The organism is Streptomyces sp. NPDC029164 (assembly GCF_055563995.1).
In genome coordinates this window covers 16,933-36,113 of record NZ_JBVHWW010000033.1, presented here as the reverse complement: position 1 = coordinate 36,113, position 19,181 = coordinate 16,933, and the positions used below count along the sequence as shown (strand labels likewise).

At 72.1% G+C, this 19,181-nt stretch carries 20 protein-coding genes; 11 read left to right on the top strand and 9 right to left on the bottom strand.

Going from position 1 to position 19,181, the window contains the following annotated elements:
- Positions 1–115 precede the first annotated feature (115 nt).
- The 5 genes from ACZ4VT_RS28280 (at position 116) to ACZ4VT_RS28260 (ending at position 3,783) form a co-directional block, all read left to right on the top strand.
- Positions 116–1,087, top strand: a complete 972-nt coding sequence (locus ACZ4VT_RS28280) for an acyl-ACP desaturase (RefSeq protein ID WP_362797997.1) — start codon at positions 116–118, stop codon at positions 1,085–1,087.
- A 72-nt stretch (positions 1,088–1,159) separates the two neighbouring features.
- A complete protein-coding gene (locus tag ACZ4VT_RS28275; RefSeq protein ID WP_362852346.1) occupies positions 1,160–1,462 on the top strand; it encodes a hypothetical protein in 303 nt (100 codons plus the stop codon).
- Positions 1,455–2,588 (top strand): hypothetical protein, encoded by a 1,134-nt coding sequence (locus ACZ4VT_RS28270; RefSeq protein WP_467953798.1) that lies wholly within the window; start codon positions 1,455–1,457, stop codon positions 2,586–2,588. The genes ACZ4VT_RS28275 and ACZ4VT_RS28270 overlap by 8 nt, the downstream gene beginning before the upstream one ends.
- Positions 2,585–3,205 (top strand): hypothetical protein, encoded by a 621-nt coding sequence (locus tag ACZ4VT_RS28265; protein WP_467953796.1) that lies wholly within the window; start codon positions 2,585–2,587, stop codon positions 3,203–3,205. Before ACZ4VT_RS28270 ends, ACZ4VT_RS28265 begins: the two co-directional genes overlap by 4 nt.
- Positions 3,202–3,783: a hypothetical protein gene (locus tag ACZ4VT_RS28260; protein WP_467953794.1), complete on the top strand. Its 582-nt coding sequence runs from the start codon at positions 3,202–3,204 to the stop codon at positions 3,781–3,783. Before ACZ4VT_RS28265 ends, ACZ4VT_RS28260 begins: the two co-directional genes overlap by 4 nt.
- Here ACZ4VT_RS28260 and ACZ4VT_RS28255 read toward each other — a convergent pair whose 3' ends face one another.
- From ACZ4VT_RS28255 to ligD, 3 genes are all read right to left on the bottom strand, one after another.
- Positions 3,784–4,029, bottom strand: coding sequence for a WhiB family transcriptional regulator (locus tag ACZ4VT_RS28255; protein ID WP_362798011.1), 246 nt, complete (start codon positions 4,027–4,029; stop codon positions 3,784–3,786).
- Positions 4,030–4,184: 155 nt separating this feature from the next.
- The gene (locus ACZ4VT_RS28250) at positions 4,185–4,496 is read right to left on the bottom strand and encodes a hypothetical protein (RefSeq protein ID WP_467953792.1); all 312 of its coding nucleotides are present in this window, start codon (positions 4,494–4,496) and stop codon (positions 4,185–4,187) included.
- Positions 4,497–4,886: 390 nt separating this feature from the next.
- The gene (gene ligD / locus ACZ4VT_RS28245) at positions 4,887–5,906 is read right to left on the bottom strand and encodes a non-homologous end-joining DNA ligase (RefSeq protein WP_467953790.1); all 1,020 of its coding nucleotides are present in this window, start codon (positions 5,904–5,906) and stop codon (positions 4,887–4,889) included.
- A 75-nt stretch (positions 5,907–5,981) separates the two neighbouring features.
- Here ligD and ACZ4VT_RS28240 point away from each other — a divergent pair, with 75 nt between their 5' ends.
- The gene (locus ACZ4VT_RS28240) at positions 5,982–7,106 is read left to right on the top strand and encodes an ATP-dependent DNA ligase (RefSeq protein ID WP_467953788.1); all 1,125 of its coding nucleotides are present in this window, start codon (positions 5,982–5,984) and stop codon (positions 7,104–7,106) included.
- Here ACZ4VT_RS28240 and ACZ4VT_RS28235 read toward each other — a convergent pair.
- Together ACZ4VT_RS28235 and ACZ4VT_RS28230 are read right to left on the bottom strand one after the other, a co-directional pair.
- Entirely contained in the window at positions 7,013–8,518 is a 1,506-nt protein-coding gene (locus ACZ4VT_RS28235) for an NAD(P)-binding protein (protein WP_467953786.1), read from the bottom strand. The genes ACZ4VT_RS28240 and ACZ4VT_RS28235 overlap by 94 nt on opposite strands.
- 117 nt (positions 8,519–8,635) lie before the next feature.
- The gene (locus tag ACZ4VT_RS28230; protein ID WP_467953784.1) at positions 8,636–9,703 is read right to left on the bottom strand and encodes an NAD(P)/FAD-dependent oxidoreductase; all 1,068 of its coding nucleotides are present in this window, start codon (positions 9,701–9,703) and stop codon (positions 8,636–8,638) included.
- A gap of 66 nt (positions 9,704–9,769) precedes the next feature.
- Between ACZ4VT_RS28230 and ACZ4VT_RS28225 the strand changes: the two genes are divergently transcribed.
- A complete protein-coding gene (locus tag ACZ4VT_RS28225; protein WP_467953782.1) occupies positions 9,770–10,387 on the top strand; it encodes a helix-turn-helix domain-containing protein in 618 nt (205 codons plus the stop codon).
- Entirely contained in the window at positions 10,384–10,947 is a 564-nt protein-coding gene (locus tag ACZ4VT_RS28220; RefSeq protein WP_467953780.1) for a nucleotide triphosphate diphosphatase NUDT15, read from the top strand. Before ACZ4VT_RS28225 ends, ACZ4VT_RS28220 begins: the two co-directional genes overlap by 4 nt.
- Positions 10,948–10,980: 33 nt before the next feature.
- Here ACZ4VT_RS28220 and ACZ4VT_RS28215 read toward each other — a convergent pair whose 3' ends face one another.
- The 4 genes from ACZ4VT_RS28215 to ACZ4VT_RS28200 form a co-directional block, all read right to left on the bottom strand.
- Positions 10,981–11,646 carry a GOLPH3/VPS74 family protein gene (locus ACZ4VT_RS28215; RefSeq protein WP_467953778.1) on the bottom strand — a complete coding sequence of 222 codons (666 nt, stop codon included), beginning with the start codon at positions 11,644–11,646 and terminating at the stop codon, positions 10,981–10,983.
- Between the two features lie 129 nt (positions 11,647–11,775).
- Positions 11,776–13,836 carry an MDR family MFS transporter gene (locus ACZ4VT_RS28210; RefSeq protein ID WP_467953776.1) on the bottom strand — a complete coding sequence of 687 codons (2,061 nt, stop codon included), beginning with the start codon at positions 13,834–13,836 and terminating at the stop codon, positions 11,776–11,778.
- A 116-nt stretch (positions 13,837–13,952) separates the two neighbouring features.
- Positions 13,953–15,308: a 6-phospho-beta-glucosidase gene (locus tag ACZ4VT_RS28205; protein WP_467953774.1), complete on the bottom strand. Its 1,356-nt coding sequence runs from the start codon at positions 15,306–15,308 to the stop codon at positions 13,953–13,955.
- 195 nt (positions 15,309–15,503) lie between these two features.
- The gene (locus ACZ4VT_RS28200; RefSeq protein WP_467953772.1) at positions 15,504–16,493 is read right to left on the bottom strand and encodes a helix-turn-helix domain-containing protein; all 990 of its coding nucleotides are present in this window, start codon (positions 16,491–16,493) and stop codon (positions 15,504–15,506) included.
- Between the two features lie 217 nt (positions 16,494–16,710).
- Here ACZ4VT_RS28200 and ACZ4VT_RS28195 point away from each other — a divergent pair, with 217 nt between their 5' ends.
- From ACZ4VT_RS28195 to ACZ4VT_RS28185, 3 genes are all read left to right on the top strand, one after another.
- Complete coding sequence (locus ACZ4VT_RS28195) at positions 16,711–17,379, top strand: helix-turn-helix domain-containing protein (RefSeq protein WP_467953770.1); 669 nt, start codon at positions 16,711–16,713, stop codon at positions 17,377–17,379.
- Between the two features lie 64 nt (positions 17,380–17,443).
- Entirely contained in the window at positions 17,444–18,001 is a 558-nt protein-coding gene (locus ACZ4VT_RS28190) for a hypothetical protein (RefSeq protein ID WP_030713038.1), read from the top strand.
- Positions 17,998–19,167 (top strand): MAB_1171c family putative transporter, encoded by a 1,170-nt coding sequence (locus ACZ4VT_RS28185; RefSeq protein ID WP_467953768.1) that lies wholly within the window; start codon positions 17,998–18,000, stop codon positions 19,165–19,167. Before ACZ4VT_RS28190 ends, ACZ4VT_RS28185 begins: the two co-directional genes overlap by 4 nt.
- The last annotated feature ends 14 nt before the right edge of the window (positions 19,168–19,181 follow it).

The window sequence follows — 19,181 nt, the reverse complement described above, 5'->3', positions numbered from 1 at the left end:
GGATGTAACCGGACATACACCCGCCCGGGGGTTGGCTGGCCTTGATGTCGCGCTTAACCTACGACTCCGTAGGCTACGGAACCGTAGGTAATTCGCTTTGCACCCAGGAGTACCCGTGACGATCACCTCTCCCCACCTCGGCAGCTCGGAGGCGTGGACAGACGCCAAGCTGCTGTTCGCGCTGGAAGAGGTGGTCGAAAAGGAGCTCAACCGCCATCTGAAGGTCACCAAGGACTGGATGCCCCACGAGTACGTCCCGTGGAGCGACGGCCGGAACTTCCCGGGCTTCTTCGAAGACGGCGAAGCGTGGGACCCGCAGCAGTCCAAGGTCACCGACATCGGCAAGATCGCGCTGGTCGTGAACCTGCTGACCGAGGACAACCTCCCCAGCTACCACCACGAGATCGCCTCGCTCTTCGGTCGCAACGGCGCCTGGGGCACCTGGGTGCACCGCTGGACGGCCGAGGAAGGCCGCCACGGCATCGTGATGCGCGACTACCTGCTGGCCTCGCGCGCCGTGGACCCGGACAAGCTGGAAGCGTTCCGCATGCAGCACATGTCGGAGGGGTTCGAGTCCGACAACCGCCACTCCATGCTGCACTCGGTGGCGTACGTGGCCTTCCAGGAGCTCGCCACCCGCATCTCGCACCGCAACACGGGCCACCAGTCCGGTGACCCGGTCTGCGACCGGATGCTGGCGCGCATCGCGCAGGACGAGAACCTGCACATGGTCTTCTATCGCAACCTGCTGGGCGCGGCCTTCGAGCTCGCCCCGGACCTGACGATGCAGGCCGTACGGGACGTCGTGGTCAACTTCCGGATGCCCGGACACGGCATGCCCGGCTTCGAGCGGATGGCCGCGCAGATGGCGATCGGCGGGGTCTACAACCTGCGGATCCACCACGACGACGTGCTGAGCCCCGTGATCCGCTTCCTGAAGATCATGGACATCGACGGCCTCGGCCCCGAGGGCCAGAAGGCCCAGGAGGAGCTCGGCCTGTTCATGAACGGCCTGGACGGCGAGGCCCGTAAGTTCGACGAGCGCCTGGCCGCCCGCGCGGCACGCATCGCGGCCCGCCAGGGCTGACCTGTTTCCGCTCGCTCGGGCGAGTGACGCCGATTGCCCTGGCAGAGCCGTGCTCTGCCAGGGTTTCGCGTCATGACCTCGCTCCAGGTGGACATCGACCAGCTGACCCGTCTGACGCGCGCCCTGGACTCCTCGCTGGTCTCCCTGCGGGAGGCCCGGCGCGCGCTGGACCACGTACGGGCCGACCAGCTGGGCACGGCCGACCTCGACGCGGCGTGCGACGGCTTCCAGGAACGCTGGGCCCACGGCACGCGGGAGCTGACCAAACGGGTCAAGACCGTCCGCGAGGGCGTGGACCGCAGCGCCGCGGAGTACGCGGAGCTGGAGGAGGCCGTCCGCGCGGCCTTCCGCCGGGTGGCGGCCGCGCATGGCTGACCACGCGGCGCTGGGCTTCGACCCGGCGCCCGGCGATCCGGCCGCGGTCCTGGCCCTGACGAAGAAGCTCGGCGCGTCGGCGCAGTCCCTCGGGGAGGCCTCCCGGGTCGTGAAGGACCTCGTCGCCCACAGCTCGCAGTGGCAGGGCGAGGCCGCGACCGCCTTCCGCGCCTCCCTCTCGCAGGAGCTCCCCCGCTACCTGGGCGCGGCCCACACCTCCCTCGCGGAGGCCGCCCGCCGGCTCACCGGCTGGCACGACACCCTGGTCGCGCACCGCGCACTGGCCGCCCGGTACGAGGCCCAGGCCGCCGCGGCCAAGTCTGAGCAGGCCCTCTCCGACACCCGCCGCCTGGCCCGCGAACTCGCAGCCGAACACGCGGCGGCGGCGAGCCGCGTCGCCCGCACCCTGAACGCGGCGACGGACCGCCTGGCCCCGAAGGAACCGGGCCTGCTGTCCTCGATCTGGCACAAGATCGTGGAAGACCCGGGCGACGCGCTGTCGAACGCGTCGGCCGTGCTGGGCTTCGTCGGCGCCCTGGTGTCTCTCGCCTGTCCCCCTGCCGGGCTCGCGATCATGCTCGTCGGGAGCGGCCTGTCCTTGGCGGCCCTGGCGGTGCACGTCTCTGACCGGAAAATCCGGAAGTCCCTTGGGGACGGCGTCATGAAGGGCGAGTTCGACGCGGACTTCTGGAAGAGCAGCGTGACCCTGGTAGGTGACCTCGCGGGCACGGTCCCGGGCGTGGCGGCGGTCGCCTCGGGCGCCAAAGCCGGCACCGCTGCCGCCCGCGCAGCGATGGCGGCCGCGCCCGAAGGCAGTGCTTTGGCGGGGCTGTCTCCCGGAGCCACCGCGTTCCGGCAGAGCGCATGGACCAGCGCCGCGGAGCTGCGGCAGGTGGAAAGCCCCCTCACCGGATGGGCCATGCGGTCGGCGACTCAGGGCACTCGAGACCGTGTGGGTGTGGCCGTGGCCGGTACTGGTGCTGCGACCGCCGGACTCGATTACGCCCCGGACAACGAAACGCTTGAACACGGCTCGACGGCGGTGGACGGTGCCCGAGGGGCTCTGGAAGACGGTCCTTCAGCCATCAGGAAATCGGGGCGCGTCTGGTCGGGGCTGAGGCCATGACACATCAGCGCAGCATCCCGCCGGTTTGGTTTCGCCTGCCTCCGGGCTTTCACGACATCAGCCCCGACGACAAGGCGTCCTTGATCGCCGTCGCCGAGGCCCTGGGCAGTCCTGATGCCCAACGGGAGCTGTCCCAGCTCGCGGATGGTCTTGCGGAACTGGCAGGGCACGACGTCCTGCACACCGCGATCGGTCTTCACCCCGAGGAACCGGTGGGCGTCGCCACTTCACTGTTCTCTCTGACCATCCAGCGCGCCGAACAACCCAACCCCCGGCTCACCGTGGCGCGCACGGCCCTGGCCATCGCACGTTCCTCGTGGTGGGAGAGCTCCATCCGCAGGTTCATCGATCTGCCATCGGCTTTCCCGTGCTGCCTGGTCGCCGGGGTCATTTCCGTGCCCAATGTGGAGCAGCGTCTGTTTCAGGCCAGGGTCGCGACCGTGCATCCGGATGGACTCCACCTGCTCGTGCTCGATCTGACCAGCGCCTCCACCCAGCACGCCGAGGCGTACACGGACATCCTCGAAGCCGTCGCGCACACGCTCCTCTTCACCGACCCCGAACCGAGCGCTCCGACAGCGACCGGGACTTCACGCATCCTGGAGGTGCTCCTGTGAGCTCTACGCTCACCAAGGCGGCATGGGATCACCCTCCGACGGCGGCCGGCTACAAGCGGCTGGTCATCCGTCGCCTGGGATGGGTGCTCAGCCTCGGCGGTCCGCCCCTGATCGCCCTGGCCTGCGTCGGCCGCATCCCGCATGCCGGAACGGCCTTCGCCCTCACCACGCTGTTGGTGTCACCCCTTCTGCCCTGGGTGGTCATCGCCTTCTTCCGCCGACGGCGCGTAGCCGCTGTCCTGCACGCCTACCCGTGGCAAGAGTGGCCTTGTCGGCACCCCACCCGCGCACCCGAGAGCCCGGCGACCATGGACGTCCGGTTCCGGGAGGACTTCACGGCCACGTTCCGGATCATCCCGTTCCCCGTCGCGCTCGCAGCGCTGGGGGGCGATCATCCGGACCGGATCTGGTTCGCGGGGGATCCTCGCTTCGGTGGGGTCGTTTCGCCCGTTGGGGGGCACTACCCCGTGCGGGTCGTGCCGCACACGCCGCGCCGCGAGGAGTGTGGGGGCGAGGGGTTCGACCTCGCTCGGCGGGTGGGGCTGGTGCGCGCGAGCGGCAAGGGGACGCGGACCTGATCAGCGGCGGGGGCGGAGGGCTTGGCGTTCGGCTTCGGAGAGGCCGCCCCAGACGCCGAAGCGCTCGTCATTGGCCAAGGCGTACTCCAGGCACGCCGCCCGCCCCTCGCACGCCCCGCACAGCCGCTTCGCGTCGCGCAGCGACGAGCCCGGCTCCGGGAAGAAGAAGCCCGGGCCCGTCTGGGCGCACAGGGCGAGTTCGTACCAGGCGGTGTCCGTGGCTGCGGCAGTGGTGTTCATCGACATGCCGCAGATACTGGCCGCCCCCGATGGACGTCCGATCAACGCCTGATCAACACCCCGTCATGTCACCGCTTCCCCCGTCCGCTTCGAGCATCGCACCCGCCACTGACACCCCGACCCGACCCGAGCCGACCCGATTGCTCAGCGCAGCCTCCGGCTCATCCCTCGGGCAGGACGAAGGCCTGCTTGGACGCACAGGTCCGGATCACCGGCTGGACCCGGCCCTCGGCGTCCGGCGCCGCACCGCCGACGCGGTCGTCGTCGGTGACGGCGAACGCGGCGGTGAAGCGGGACGGGGCGAGCCCGTGAAGGACCCGCATCGGGCCGCTGCCGGTCCGGGCTGTCCGCAGGCCGCAGGGGGCGTCGTAGCGGAACTCGGCCGGGCCGACCGAGACGTTGGTGTTCGGGCTGAGGGCCTCGAACGTGCCGCCCAGGGCGCTTACGCGGGAGGGCCGTCGAGGTTGTTCCACATCACGGCGATCTCGCTCCGGTCGCCCGATGCCTGCCTCTGGTAGCCGACGATCCGACGTTGCCGACCGCCTGGCCGGCGTTGTTGATCCCGGCAGGAGGTAGATGGCCCGGTCACCGTGCCGGTGGCTGAACGCCTTCTTCCTCCGGACGTGGTCCCCTTGCCGACCATGAGACCGGACCGGTTGACGTCCGTGAGCGTGCCCGGGCTGCAGCCCGGACATGCCGACGGCCAGCCGTGACGGCCCCGGCGCGATGGCGCTGACCTGGGTGCGGCGCACCGACGGGCCGGGATGCGGGTCCTCCGCGGGAGACGGTCTCTCCAGGGCCGGTACGGACGGCTTGCAGCCCGCACGGTCCGGACAACGGGCCTCGCGCGGGCTGAGCGGACGTCAGTCCTCGTGCTTGGCGCGGCTGGGCTGGACGCGCTTGGGTTCGCCCGGCATCTTCGGGTAGTCCGGGGGGTAGGGCATGTCGCCCAGGCCGTGGTCGTGTTCGTCGCGGTCCGCTAGTTCCAGTACGGGGTCCAGGGCGAAGGCGTGCTCGTCCATGTCCGCGTGCAGGTCGCCCAGTTCGGCGAAGCGGGCCGGCATCGTCACGATGTCGAAGTCGCGGGGCTCCGCGTCGTCCACCTCGTCCCAGCGCAGCGGAGCCGAGACCGGGGCGTGCGGGCGGGGGCGGATGGAGTAGGCGGAGGCGATCGTGCGGTCGCGGGCCGTCTGGTTGTAGTCGACGAAGATCCGCTCGCCGCGTTCCTCCTTCCACCAGGCCGTGGTGACCTTGCCCGGCATCCGGCGTTCCAGTTCCCGGCCGAGGGCGATGGCGCACCGGCGGACCTCGGTGAAGTTCCAGCGCGGGGCGATCGGCACGAAGACGTGCAGCCCGCGCCCGCCCGAGGTCTTGGGCCAGCCGCGCAGGCCCAGTTCCTCCAGCAGGGCGCGCAGCTCGTGGGCGGCCGCCACCGCGTGGTGGTAGTCGGTGCCCGGCTGCGGGTCCAGGTCGATGCGCAGTTCGTCGGGGCGGTCGGTGTCCTCGCGGCGGACCGGCCAGGGGTGGAAGGTGAGGCAGCCCAGGTTGGCGGCCCACAGGACGGCGGCCGGCTCGGTCGGGCAGATCTCGTCGGCGCTGCGGCCGCTCGGGAAGGAGATGTGGGCGGTCGGGATCCAGTCGGGAAGGTTCTTCGGCGCCCTCTTCTGGAAGAAGGACTCGCCCTCCACCCCGTCCGGGAAGCGTTCCAGGGTCGTCGGCCGGTTGCGCAGGGCGCGCGTGATGCCGTCCGCGACCGCCAGGTAGTACTCGGCCACGTGCCGCTTGGTGAGTCCGCGCTCCGGGAAGTACACCTTGTCCGGGCTGGACAGCCGTACCGTCCGCCCGCCCGCGTCCAGCTCGATCGCATTACCGGCAGCACCCATGTGCGCCACGGTAGGCGGGCCCGCTCGTGCGCGCATACCGGGCGCGGCCGGACGTACCACCGCAGAATCGAAGGCATGGATCTGCCAGTGATGCCGCCCGTGAAACCGATGCTCGCCAAGTCCGTGGCGAAGATCCCGCCCGGCATGCAGTACGAGGCCAAGTGGGACGGCTTCCGGGCCATCGTCCATCGCGACGGCGATGAGATCGAGCTCGGCAGCCGCACGGGCAAGACCCTGACCAGGTACTTTCCCGAGCTCGCGGAGGCGCTGAAGGGCAATCTGCCCGACCGCTGCGTCGTGGACGGCGAGATCGTGATCGTTCACGGCGGGCGGCTCGACTTCGACCGGCTGACCGAGCGGATCCATCCCGCGCAGTCCCGTGTCGCCCTGCTGGCCGAGACCACCCCCGCCAGCTTCGTCGCCTTCGACCTGCTCGCCCTCGGCGACGAATCGCTCCTCGACACGCCGCTCACCGACCGCCGTGCCGCCCTGGTCCGGTCCCTTTCCACTGCTCGGCCCCCCGTCCATCTCGCGCCCGCGACCACCGATCCCGGGCTCGCGCAGGAGTGGTTCGAGCGGTTCGAGGGCGCCGGGCTCGACGGAGTGATCGCCAAACCGCTCGGTCTCCTCTACCGGCCCGATGCCCGCCTCATGTACAAGATCAAGCACGAACGTACCGCCGACGTCGTCGTCGCGGGTTTCCGTTTCCACAAGAGCGGTCCGATTGTCGGATCGCTGCTCCTCGGCCTGTACGACGGCCACGGCACCCTCCAGCACGTGGGCGTCTGCGCCGCCTTCCCCATGAAGCGCCGCGCCGAGCTGGTCGAGGAACTCGAACCCCTGCGGATGCCCGACCCGGCCGGACATCCGTGGGCCGCCTGGGCGGAGGAGTCCGCCCACGAGAGCGCCCGGCTGCCGGGCGCGCAGAGCCGCTGGACCGGCAAGAAGGACCTGTCCTGGGTACCGCTGCGCCCCGAGCGGGTCGTCGAGGTCAAGTACGACCACATGGAGGGCGACCGCTTCCGGCACACCGCGCAGTTCCACCGCTGGCGGGCGGACCGGACCCCGGAGAGCTGCACCTACGCCCAGCTGGAGGAGGTCGTCGGTTACGACCTCGCCGAAGTGCTCGGCCCGGCCGCCGGAACCACCGGAACGGCCGGAACGGCCGGCACCGGCGGTACAGGGGGTTCCGGCGACTGAGCGGCCCACCCCGACCCCGCCGTCAGCTTCTCCCACTCCGCCCGGTCCGGCCCCGCCTCGTGCGGGGCGTAGTCCGGCCGCGCCGCCAGCCAGCGCGCCACCCGGGCCTTGATCTCCGGATCCGCGTACGCCCGCTCCGGCGGCTCGGCCAGGTGCCGCACCCTCGCCCGCGCCCGCATCACCTCGGGGTCCTCCAGCGCGCAGTCGAACAGCGCGGCCACCTCGCGCGCCGTCCCCGTCCGCCCGACCCTGGTCGCGAAGCGCTCCCCGATGGCCTCGTCGGCGACCACCTGGAAGTCGAACCACGGTTTCAGCGTCCGCACCGCCCAGTCGTGGTGGTCGGCGGCGAACCGGGCCGATCCCGGGTCCCGGTGCGCCGTACGGGCCACCCGCCGCGCAGCCCACAGCGCGAGCGAGGTGCCCTGGCCCAGCGTCGGGTTGGTGTGCGTGATCGAGTCGCCGACCGGCACCAGCCCGGTCACCACCGGGCCCCGCTCGTCGACCAGCGCGCTCCACCGGTTGTCCAGGCTCGCCGTGGCCCGTACGTCCGACAGCGGCTCGGCCCCCAAGGCCAGCCAGGCCGCACCGGGCGGGAAGGCACGGGCCGCCCGCTCGAAGACGGCGGGGTCGCGCAGCGCCGAACGGGTGGCGTCCGAGGTGTGCACGAACAGCGTCACCGCGAACACCCGGTTGTCGGCCGGGAACACCGCGCACCCCGCGAAGGCCCCGCCGGTCACCGCCCAGGGCCGGCGCGGCCCCTCGTCCATGCCCTCGGGCAACCGGTACCAGCGGCAGAAGTACGCGAGCCCCGTGCGGTGCCGTTCCACGACGGGCGGCCGGCAGCCCGCCTCGGCCAGCCTGCGCTCGACTCCCCCGCGCCGCCCGCCCGCGTCCACCACGAGGTCCCCCACGTAGCTCCCCGCCTCGGTGGTCACTCCCGTCACCTGGATTCCCGGGTTCTCGGCCGGTCCCGGGACGGTGGTCAGGGCGGTGACCGGCTCCCCGTACCGGACGACGACGCCCGCCTCCGCGCGCAGGGCCGTCGTCAGGGCGCTCTCCAGCACGATGCGCCGCGCCTGGAGCATGACGAGGTCCTCGTCGCCGGGGCGTGCGGGTGGCCGCGCCTCGAACCAGTCCAGCTCGTGCCGCTCCCGCGCTCCGAGTCTGATCATCTCCGCGTGGACGTCGGGCAGTTCGTCGCGCAGGACGGTTCGGGCGGCCCCGAGCAGCGCGTGCGGCTGGGCGGCCTGCGGTACGGTCGGCCGGCGCCAGCCGAAGAAGTCTCGGTCGAGGGCGGTGCCGGGAGCGCGCGCATCGCGCTCGAAGAGCTCCGCCGTGTGTCCGTGCCGGGCCGCGAGCAGGGCCGTGGCCAGGCCTCCGACCCCTCCGCCGATGACCAGTACATGTGTCATGGAGCGTCCCCCCGAACCATTGGAACCGTTGGACCGTACGACGATCACACCGCCCAGAGCCTGCGCGGACGGACGGCGGCCGAAACCCGCACAGTTGTCCGATACACGCCGTCCCGCTCAGCCGCGGACCGGTCCGGCGCCCGCCCCGATGCCCGCTCCCGTGCCCACCCCCGTGCGCGCGCGGTGGGCCGCCACGGCCCGGCGCGCCTGCGCCTCGATCAGATCGGCGTTCACGGCGACGGCCGCGCGCACACCCTGCGCGGCCGCGCCCGCGATCTGCTCCGTCGGGGCGGTCACGTTGCCCGCCGCCCAGACCCCGCGCAGCGCGGTGGCGCCGGTCACCGGGTCGGACTCCACGCAGGTGCCGATGACGTGCCCGTCCCGCTCCACCGCGGTGGTCGGCAGGCCCAGGCTGGTCAGGACGCCCGAGCGCGCGGTGAACCGCGGGGCCACCACCAGGGCCGCGCACTCCACGCCGGAGCCGTCGGCCAAGGTCACCCCGGTCAGCCGGTTCTCCTCGACCGCGAGCCCGGTCACCTCTCCCTCGACGACCCGGACATCGAGGGCCGCCAGCAGCTCCCGGTCCACGTCGGTGAGCCGCCAGGTGTGCGCCAGCAGGGTGGTCCGCCCGCTCCAGTGCCGCCAGAGCTGCGCCTGGTGCACGGCGACGGGTCCGTCGGCGAGCACCGCGACCGGCAGGTCCCGGACCTCCCAGCCGTGGCAGTACGGGCAGTGCAGCACGTCCCGGCCCCAGCGCGCCCCGATCCCCGGCACCGCGGGCAGTTCGTCGACCAGGCCGGTGGCGACCAGCAGCCGCCGCGCCCGGACGGTCGAACCGTCCCCGCAGCGGACGAGGAAACCCCCGTCGGGCAGCGGGTCCGCGGCGATGGCCGTGCCCGGCCTGATCTCGCCGCCGTAGCCGGCCACCTCGGCGCGCCCCCGGGCCAGCAGCGCGGCCGGGCTCTCCCCGTCCTGCCCGAGGTATCCGTGCAGGTGCGCGGCCGGGGCGTTGCGCGGGCTGCCGGAGTCGATCACCAGCACCGAACGGCGGGCCCGGACCAGCGTCAGCGCACCGGCGAGCCCGGCGGCCCCACCGCCCACGACCACCACGTCGAACACGTCGTCCCCGGCGTCCCCCGTGTCCCCGGCGTCGCCTGAATTCCTTGAGTCCCGTGCGTTGTCCATGTCTCCGAGGGTCCGCTCGCAGGCGCGCGCTTGACAAATGTTCTTGCCGAAGTGGCAAATGGAGCCATGGCCACCGAGGAGCAGGACGAGGAACTCGCCGGCGTGCTCACCGCCGTGGGCCCGCGACTGCGCGCCCTGCGCCGGCAGCGCGGCACCACGCTCGCCCAGCTCAGCGAGACCACCGGAATCTCCCTCTCCACCCTCTCCCGGCTGGAGTCCGGCCGGCGCAGGCCCACGCTGGAGCTGCTGCTTCCGCTGGCCAGGGCGCACCGGGTGGCGCTCGACGAGCTGGTCGGCGCCCCCGAGACCGGGGACCCCCGGGTCCGCCCGCGGCCCTTCGTCCGACACGGCAGCACCTACGTGCCGCTGACCCGCAAATTCAGCGGGGTTCACGCCTTCAAGCAGATCCTCCCGCCCCTGAAAGGCCCGCCGCCCGAGCCCGAACTCCAGGTCCACGAGGGCTACGAGTGGCTGTACGTGCTGTCCGGGCGCATCCGCCTGCTGCTCGGCGAGCACGACCTCGTCCTCGGCCCCGGCGAGGCCGCGGAGTTCGACACGCGCACCCCGCACGCCTTCTTCAACGCGGGGCCGCAGGCCGCGGAGTTCCTCAGCCTCTTCGGCCCCCAGGGCGAACGGATCCACGTCCGCGCCCGGCCCACCACTTCACGGGAAGGACGCCCATGACCCCCACCGGAGAGCGCCCCGAGCGGGCCGTGCCGCAGCCCAACGCCGTCGTCGGCGTGGGGCTGGTCGTCATCGGCGCGGACGGCCGGGTGCTGCTCGGCCAGGCACACGACGGCCGCTGGGAGCTGCCGGGCGGCAAGGTCGACCCCGGGGAGGGGTTCGAGCAGGCCGCGGCCCGGGAGCTCGCCGAGGAGACGGATCTGCGCGCGGCCCCCGAGGGGATCCGCGTCCTCTCCGTCCGGATCGACGCGAAGTCCGGCCTGACCCGGCTGACGGCGGCCGCCGTCACCACCTCGGCGGAGGGGGTCCCCGCCGTCACCGAGCCGCACAAGATCGCCCGCTGGCAGTGGTTCGCCCCCGCCGAGATCCCCGCGGCCCTGTACGCGCCGTCGGCGGGCGTGCTGCGCAGCTGGCGCCCGGACCTCGCGAGCCTGCCGCACGTCCCCTCGTACGACTACCCCACCGCGACCCCGGACCCGGACCCGAGCGCGAACCCGAGCACGAGCCCGAGCGGGGACCCGGGCACGGACCCCGGCGCGGACCCGGCCGCGAGCGCCTGAGGCCCCTCGAAGAGCGCACGGGACGGCCCGGTCTCACGTCGTGAAGGTCGTCGCCACCGTCACGGCCGTCACGGCCGTCATCGCGGCCTGCATGTCGCGGACGGCCGCCCGGACGCTGTCGCCCGCCCACTGACCGGCTGCTATCTCCGCCGTCCTCCGGGCCACCTCGTCGCGGCGCCGGTCCGGGAAGGCCAGCCGGTGCAGGCGGGTCGAGTGGATCAGCGCGATGAGGCCGGCCGTGCGCTCGTCCGGCTCGGCGCCCTCGATGACGGCGGCGCGCAGTCGCTCCCGCAGTGCGCGTTCGGCGGCGCCATCGGTCTCGGGGTAGCGCATCTGCGGGAACATCCCGAGCACCTTGTGCACTTCCGCCGCCACCAGGCCGCGCTCGACCAGGCGCTCCACGGCGGCGCCGACCGCCTTGGCCTGGTCCCTGGTCAGCCAGTCCGTCACCCGGCGCTTGGCGCGGCCGCGCAGCCAGGCCTCCATCAAAAGGATCCGGCCGTCGAGCAGTTCTTCCCCGGTGGGCGTGGTGTCGCGCAGCTCCAGGTACTTGCCGGCGACCGAAACCCGCTCTGCCATGACCAGTTCGAGCAGGATCCCGCCCGCGGCGGCCCAGCCTGCCGACTGCCGCCGGCGCGTCTCCCCCGACTTGTCGTCCAGGGACAGCAGCACGATCTCCTCGGCCAGTGTGATTCCCATGTCCGCTCCCCCGTCCGCCGTGCACCACACGCTTCCATGAGGAGGACGTCGGACTGCCGACGGAAGTTCCGATTCCGGTACGCACCCGCGCCGGCACCCGCTCCCGCTCTCGCCCCCGCTCCCGCCCCGCTACGTCCGCACCACCACCTTCGGCGCGAAGTTCCCCTCGCCCAGGTCCTCCGCCAGCAGCCGCTTCGCGATCGCGTCCGCCGCCACCCGCAGCTCGGCGCTCCGCGGCCGCCCCTTGTCCTTCTCCAGCTGGTCGCCGAGCCACCTGGCCCACGCCGCCGAGATGATCGCGGCCTCCCGCTCCCCGGCCGGGGTGAGGGAGAAGAAGCTGCCCGCGCGGCTGAGGTAGCCCTCCTCCGTCATCCGGTCGAAGACCGGGAGCAGTACCTCCGGCGGCACCGACCGGCGCGCGGCGATCAGCCCGATGCTGGCGGTGCCGACCGTCCGGGTCATCAGCTCCACCTGCATCACCGTCCACGCGCCCGCGATGTCCAGCCGGGTGTCGGAGGACCCGACGATCGCGCGCGCCGTGTCGGCCCCCATGTTCCGTACGAGTTTGCCGACCGCCAGCTCCAGCAGCTTGGCCGAATTCCCGCTGGCCGTGGCCGGGGAGGCGAATCCGTCGCCCATGTCCGTGGAGCCGGCCCGGGCGCTGTCGCGCAGCTTGACCTGTTTGAGGAAGAGCCCCGCGATGAAGCCGAAGACCGCCACCGGCACGGTGTAGAGGAACACCGTGTGCAGGGCCTCCGCGTACGCGTCGATGATCGGAGCCGCGGCCTCCGCACTGAGCCCGTGCACCCCTTCCGGGGTCGACGCGGCCTCGGCCAGCCGTGCCGGGTCCTGCCCGGTGATCCGCGCCGCCTCCGCGATCCCCGCCTTCAGTTCGGGCCCCAGGTGGTTCGCGTAGATCGTCCCGAAGACCGCCGTGCCGAAGGCGCTGCCGAGCGTACGGAAGAAGGTGACCCCGGAGGTGGCGGTGCCCAGGTCGGCATAGTCGACGGTGTTCTGCACGGCGATCGTCAGGACCTGCATGGACAGGCCGATGCCCGTGCCGAGCACGAACATGTACAGCGATTCGAGCAGGGTGCTGGTCCCCGGTTGCATCCGCGACAGCAGGTACAGGCCGATGCCCGTGACCGCGTTGCCGACGATCGGGAAGATCCGGTACTGGCCGGTCTTGCTGGTGACGTTGCCGCTGAAGACGGAGGCGATCAGCAGTCCGAAGACCATGGGCAGGGTCCGGACGCCCGAGATGGTGGCCGAGTCCCCGTCGACGTACTGGAGGTAGGTCGGCAGGAACGTCATCGCGCCGAGCATCGCGAACCCGACGACGAAGCTCAGTACGGAGCACACGGCGAAGACCGGATTGCGGAAGAGCCGCATCGGCAGCATCGGTTCCACGGCCCGCGTCTCGACGAAGCAGAACAGGGCCAGCGCGACCACGCCGAGCGCGAACAGGCCGATGATCGTCGGCGAGGTCCAGGCGTACTCGTTCCCGCCCCAGCTGGTGGCCAGGATCAGCGCGCTCGCGCCGACCGCCACCAGGGCGATGCCCAGGTAGTCGATGACCGCCTTGCCCGAGGCCTTGACCACCGGGATCGTCTTGGCGGCCGCGATCACCACAAGGATGGCGATCGGGACGTTGACGTAGAAGCACCACCGCCAGCTCAGCTGGTCGGTGAAGAACCCGCCGAGCAGCGGGCCGATCACGGTGGCGACGCCGAAGACGGCGCCGATCATGCCCTGGTACTTGCCGCGTTCGCGCAGGGGCACCACATCGGCGATCAGCGCCATGGCGGTGACCATCAGGCCGCCGGCTCCGATGCCCTGGACGCCGCGCCACACGATCAGGAACGTCATATTGGCGGACAGGCCGCACAGGAAGGAGCCGCTGATGAAGACGATCGCGGAGATCTGGAAGATCAGCTTTCGGCCGTACAGGTCGCCGAACTTGCCCACCAGCACGGTCGACACGGTCTCCGCGAGCAGGTAGGAGGTCACCACCCACGACATGTGGTCCCCGCCGCCGAGGTCCCCCACGATCGTGGGCAGGGCGGTGCCGACGATCGTCTGGTCGAGCGCCGCGAGCAGCACTCCCAGCATGATCGTGCCGAAGATGATGTTGCGCTGCCGCCGGTCGAGCACGGGTGGCGCGGCGGCTACGGCGGGAGCAGTGGTCACCCTCGCACTCTCACAGCGCACCCGCCCCACCGCATGCGGCGCTCCGCCGTACGGGCGACCGCCCGCCCTCGCCGCAGGCGCACCGGCGCGGCCATGTCAGCGCGGCGACGCGTACGTCAGCGCAGGTACGCCAGCCCCGGGTGCTCCGCCGCGTACCCGTCGAGCAGCCGCCGCGCCACGGCCACGGAGTCGACCAGCGGGTGCAGCGCGAAGGCCTTGACCGCGGTGGCCCGGGACCCGCTCGCCGCGGCCGCCAGGACCTCCCGTTCGACCGCCTTGACGGCCGTCACGAGCCCGACCGCGTGCAGCGGCAGCTGCGCGACGCCGACCGGGTGGGCGCCGTTCGCGTCGACCAGGCAGGGCACCTCGATGACCGCTCCGGCGTCCAGGACCGACAGCGTCGAGCCGTTGCGGACGTTCAGGATCAGCGTGGCCCGCTCGTCGCGGGCGATGGCCCGCATCAGCGCGAGCGCGACCTTCTCGTAGCCGCCGGACTCCAGGTCGCTCTCGTCGCGCTCGCCGACGCCGGCCGCCTCGCGGTTCTCGGCCATGTACGTGGCCTCGCGCTCGGCCCGGGTGCGGTCCCAGGCGGCCAGCGCCGCGCCGGCCGGCTGCCCGGCGCGGCCGGCCTCGGCGTAGAAGCCGCGCTGCTGGTCGCGCAGGAAGGCCCCGCGGGTCTGCTCGGCCCCCTGGTAGGCCCGTACGGTGTCACGGTTGAAGTAGTAGTAGTGCAGGTACTCATTCGGGATCGCGCCGAGCGAACGCAGCCACTCGGCCCCGAAGAGGCGGCCCTCCTCGAAGGACTCCAGGGCCTTGGTGTCGGCCAGCAGCCGGGGCAGCTCGTCGCGGCCGCCGATGCGCACCCCGCGCACCCAGCCCAGGTGGTTGAGGCCGACGTAGTCGATCCAGGCCTCCTCCGGGCGGGCCCCGAGCAGCCGGGCGATGCGCCGGCCGAGTCCCACGGGGGAATCGCAGATGCCGATCACCCGCTCGCCGAGCTCCTCGGCCATGGCCTCGGTGACCAGCCCGGCCGGGTTGGTGAAGTTGATGACCCACGCCTCGGGGGCGACGCGGGCGATCCTGCGCGCGACCGCTCGGGCCACCGGCACGGTCCGCAGCCCGTACGCGATCCCGCCCGCGCCCACCGTCTCCTGGCCCAGCACGCCCTCGGCCAGGGCGATCCGCTCGTCCGCGGCGCGCCCTTCCAGGCCGCCGACGCGGATGGCCGAAAAGATGAAATCCGCCCCGCGCAGGGCCTCGTCGAGGTCCCCGGTGGCCGTGACGGCCGGGGCGTCGGATACCCCGGCGGCCTCGGCCTGGTCGTGGAGGACGCGCGCCATGGCGGTCAGCCGCGCCGGGTCCTCGTCGTAGAGCGTCACATGGGACACCCGGCCCTCGGCGTGGTCGCCGAGCAGTGCTCCGTAGACGAGCGGCACGCGGAAGCCGCCCCCGCCGAGGATCGTCAGCCGCACGTCCCTACCGCCCTTCGCCCGTGCCGGTGCGGCGGCCACCGCGGGTGCCGGTGACCGTGGCGGCTCCCGTGGCCGTTTCCCGCACCACGATCGTGCCCGCGGGGGCCCCGGCAACGCCAATGCCACGATCAGTGACACGATCGGTGACACGGAACCCGCCGCGCGCGCCCGCCCGGCCCAGTCTGCCCCGGCCGGTCACTCCTCCAGCGACGGCACGGCGCGCAGCCTGGCACCCTGCTGGTGCGTGACCGCGCCGCCGCCCCGTACGGGACCCACCGGGGCGCCCTGCGGCGCCGACAGGATCAGGGTGATCCGCGTCAGCCCCATCTCGTCCAGCATCCGGCTGGTCTCGGCGACCATCCGGCAGCGCACCAGCCCCCACCGCGGGTCGGGGTGGCGCACGGTACGCACCGCCCCGTCCATCTCGGCGGCCTCGGCCCCGCGCATGCTCAGCCAGTGCGGCACCCCGTACCGGTAGGCGGCCTCCATGAACGGGTCACGAGCCACCTCCTGGCGGATGCTGCGCAGCCCCTCGTCCTCCGGAGCCGCGGCCAGCGCGGCCGCGAACTGGGCCAGCAGCGGTACGCACCAGGCCGGTTCGTGGTCCTCCAGCACGCCCGCCGCGTCCGGGTGGAACAGCACGAAGCGCAGGAAGTTGTCGTCCGGCAGGGCCGTCGGGTGCGGCCGTACGGACTGGAAGAGCTGGTCGAAGGCGGAGTTGGTGAGCGCGACGTCCCACCGGTGGTCCACCAGGAAGCTCGGGTAGGGCACCGACTCCATGAGGGCCGCGTAGTCGCACAGGTAGTCGCGCTGCGCGGGGTCCTCGGGCAGCCGGTTCTCCTCGGCCGCCCGCCACGTGGGCGGAGGGTCGCGGTCGACCATGACGCGGAACAGCCAGAAGCACTGCCGCTCGCTCATCTCCAAGGCCTCGGCCAGGGCGAGCAGTTTGCGGTCCGTCCACTCCTTGACGAGGCCGCGTTCCCAGTTTCCGTACGCGCGCACGCTGATGCGCAGCCGGGCGGCGAGGTCCTCCTGGCTCAGCCCCAGCTCCTCGCGGCGCTGGCGCAAAATCTCCTTGCGTCGCTCCGACCGCACGACGCCTCGTGCGGACTCCTCGCCCGCCAGGCGCTCCTCACCGGCTCGGGCGAGGCCATCGGACGGGCCCACCGCTGCGAGATGTGGCACCGAGAGCTCCCCCTCCTCCGGTCTGGATCTTCATTTCCGTGTGGCGATCCTGCTACCGACTTCATTCGAGTGTCAACTATTGTGGCAATTCCAGCCTCTTGACAGCTCATTCCCGCCACAGCTGTGGCACGTTCTAGCCCTTACGGGCGAGAGCGGCTAGATTCCAGAAGCCGACCATGTGCCGTACCGACTTCGCGCGATCATAGGAGAACCACTGGTGACAGACGGCTTCCCGGCTCCCGTCGCGGTGGCCAACGCACCCCTGGCAGCCACCATCACGCGCGTCGCCGAGCTCGCGGGCAAGATGGGCCGCGACCTGAACCATGTCTTCGACCTGCGGCGGCTCTCCGAGGCCTCCGGCGTCCCCACGGACGTGGTCAGGACCCTCCTCGACGGCAGGCCGGCCGGCGAACCCGATCTGCAGACCCGGTTCCTCCAGCGGCTCGACCTGCTGCGGCGCACCCGCGTCAAACCGAACGGCCGCCGGTACACCCAGCAGGAGATCGCGGACGGCGCCGGCATGTCGCGGCAGCAGGCCGGGGCCCTGATCAACGGTGGCCGCCGCCCCACCATGGAGCACTGCGACGCGATCCAGCGCTTCTTCGGGGTGCACGCCGGGTTCCTCACGGCACACGACTCCGACGCCCTCACCGACGCGCTCCAGCGGACCGAGCAACAGCTGCTGCAGGACTTCGCGGGGCGCGCGCGGGAAACCGTACCGGCCGCGGCCGCATCGGCGGGCGATCCGCTGGCAAGACTCCTCCAGAACCACGGCGTGCGGGGCATCGCCTGGCGCGCCGCCCAACTGCCCAGCGACAAGCACCGGGACAAGGTGACCGAATGGCTGGACATGCTCCTCGAAAGCGTCAAACCGAATGAATCCTGACCCAGTCGAAAGTCTGGGTCTGATCCTTGAGTCCTGATCCGGATCCGCGCCGACGGGGAGAACGGTGAGCATAGGCAGAGAGCAGCGGCGGTTGTGCGGGGAGCTGGTGGCCGGCATCCGGCTGACCGCCCCCGCGGAACCCGTGGAACTCTACGCTGCCCTCTGCGAGGGCATGAGCAGACACCGCGGCCGGCGGGTGGACTTCCGGATGGCCTCGTTCCCCCCGCGTACGGCCAGCGGCCTGTGGCTCGACATGGCGGACCGCGACCTCGTGGTCATCGAGGAACGCACCGCGCCCGACCACCAGCTGGTCATCCTGGGCCACGAGCTGTGGCACATGAAGGCCGGCCACTGCAGCCACCACGTCGACGGCGCCGCCGTCGCCGCGCGGCTGCTGTCCGACGAGGCGGACATCGGCGAGACCGTCCGCCGTGTCGCGGCGCGCACGCGCGCCGACGTGCGGGAGGAGACGGAGGCCGAGACCTTCGGCTTACTGCTGGGCAGCCGGTGCCGGAACTGGCTGGCCGGATCGGCCGGCCACCGGGCTCCGGTCCAGCGCGACCAACTGGCGGGCCGCATCGAGGCATCGCTGGGCTACCGGGGGCACAGGAACGACCGTTGAACGGCGAGGACTACTACATACCCGCGGCCGCGATGGCGATCTCACTCGCCTTCAAGCTGCCGGCGCTGCGGCACAACTGGCGTGACCCGCTGCTGCGCTCGGTCGTCGCCCTGGTGACCCTGGCGGGAGCGGTGTTCTTCTTCGCCGCCCCGCCCACCATCGCGGCGGTCAACCGCTGGACCGGGATCGCCAACTTCTCGGCCCCCCTGGTGTACTGCCTGATCACCGCGTTCAGCGCCTCCTGCCTGGTCCTGATGGTCAACTGGCGGGGCGGAGAGCCCGAACAGACCCGACGCGTCTCGCGCCGCTGGATCAAGGGCTACAGCCTCGTCGTCGCCGCCCTCATCGTGCTGTTCGCCCTCGGTGACACCCCGGTGGAGCGGCTGCGCGATTTCGACACCTTCTACGCGAACACCCCGTACATCGGGATGATGATCGCCCTCTACCTGCTGGCCCACCACGTGGCCGCGGTGGTGATGGTGGTCCTGTGCTGGCGCTGGTCGCTGCAGGTGCGCGGCTGGCTGCGGGTCGGCCTGATGATCATCGTCTCCGGCTACATCTTCAACCTCACCTACGACGCCACCAAGATCTCCGCGGTGGTCGCCCGCTGGCTGGGCCACAACCTCGACGACCTGAGCACCTACGTCGCCCCGCCGCTCGCCGCCCTGGGCGCGCTGATCAGCGCGATGGGCTTCGTGGTCCCGCTCGTCTGCCAGCGGCTGTCGGACCACTGGCAGACCTGGGCGACGTACCGCCGGCTCGGCGCGCTGTGGCAGGAGGTGCAGATCTCCGCGCCCAGCGGCACGCCCTCCGTGCAGATGGCCTGGTGGTCGGCGGCCGAGCTGCGGGTGATCCAGCGGGAGTCGGACATCCACGACGGCTTCCTGCACCTGGGCCCGTACTTCGACAAGGGCCTGCGCGACGACGCCTACGAGAGCGCCGTCGCCGCGGGGGCCGACGAGGAGACCGCCCGCGCGGTCGCCGACGCCGCCATGGTCGCGGCCGCCGTACGGGCCCGCTCCGCGGACCCCGAGGGCAAGATCATCGGCGAGGACGAGGAGATCCTGCTCGACACCCCCGACGCACCCCGCGACCTGCTGCGGATCTCCCACGCCCTGCGGCATTCACCGGTGGTGCAGGCGGTCCGTCAACAGGTGGCGGCGTAACGACGCCCCTGCGG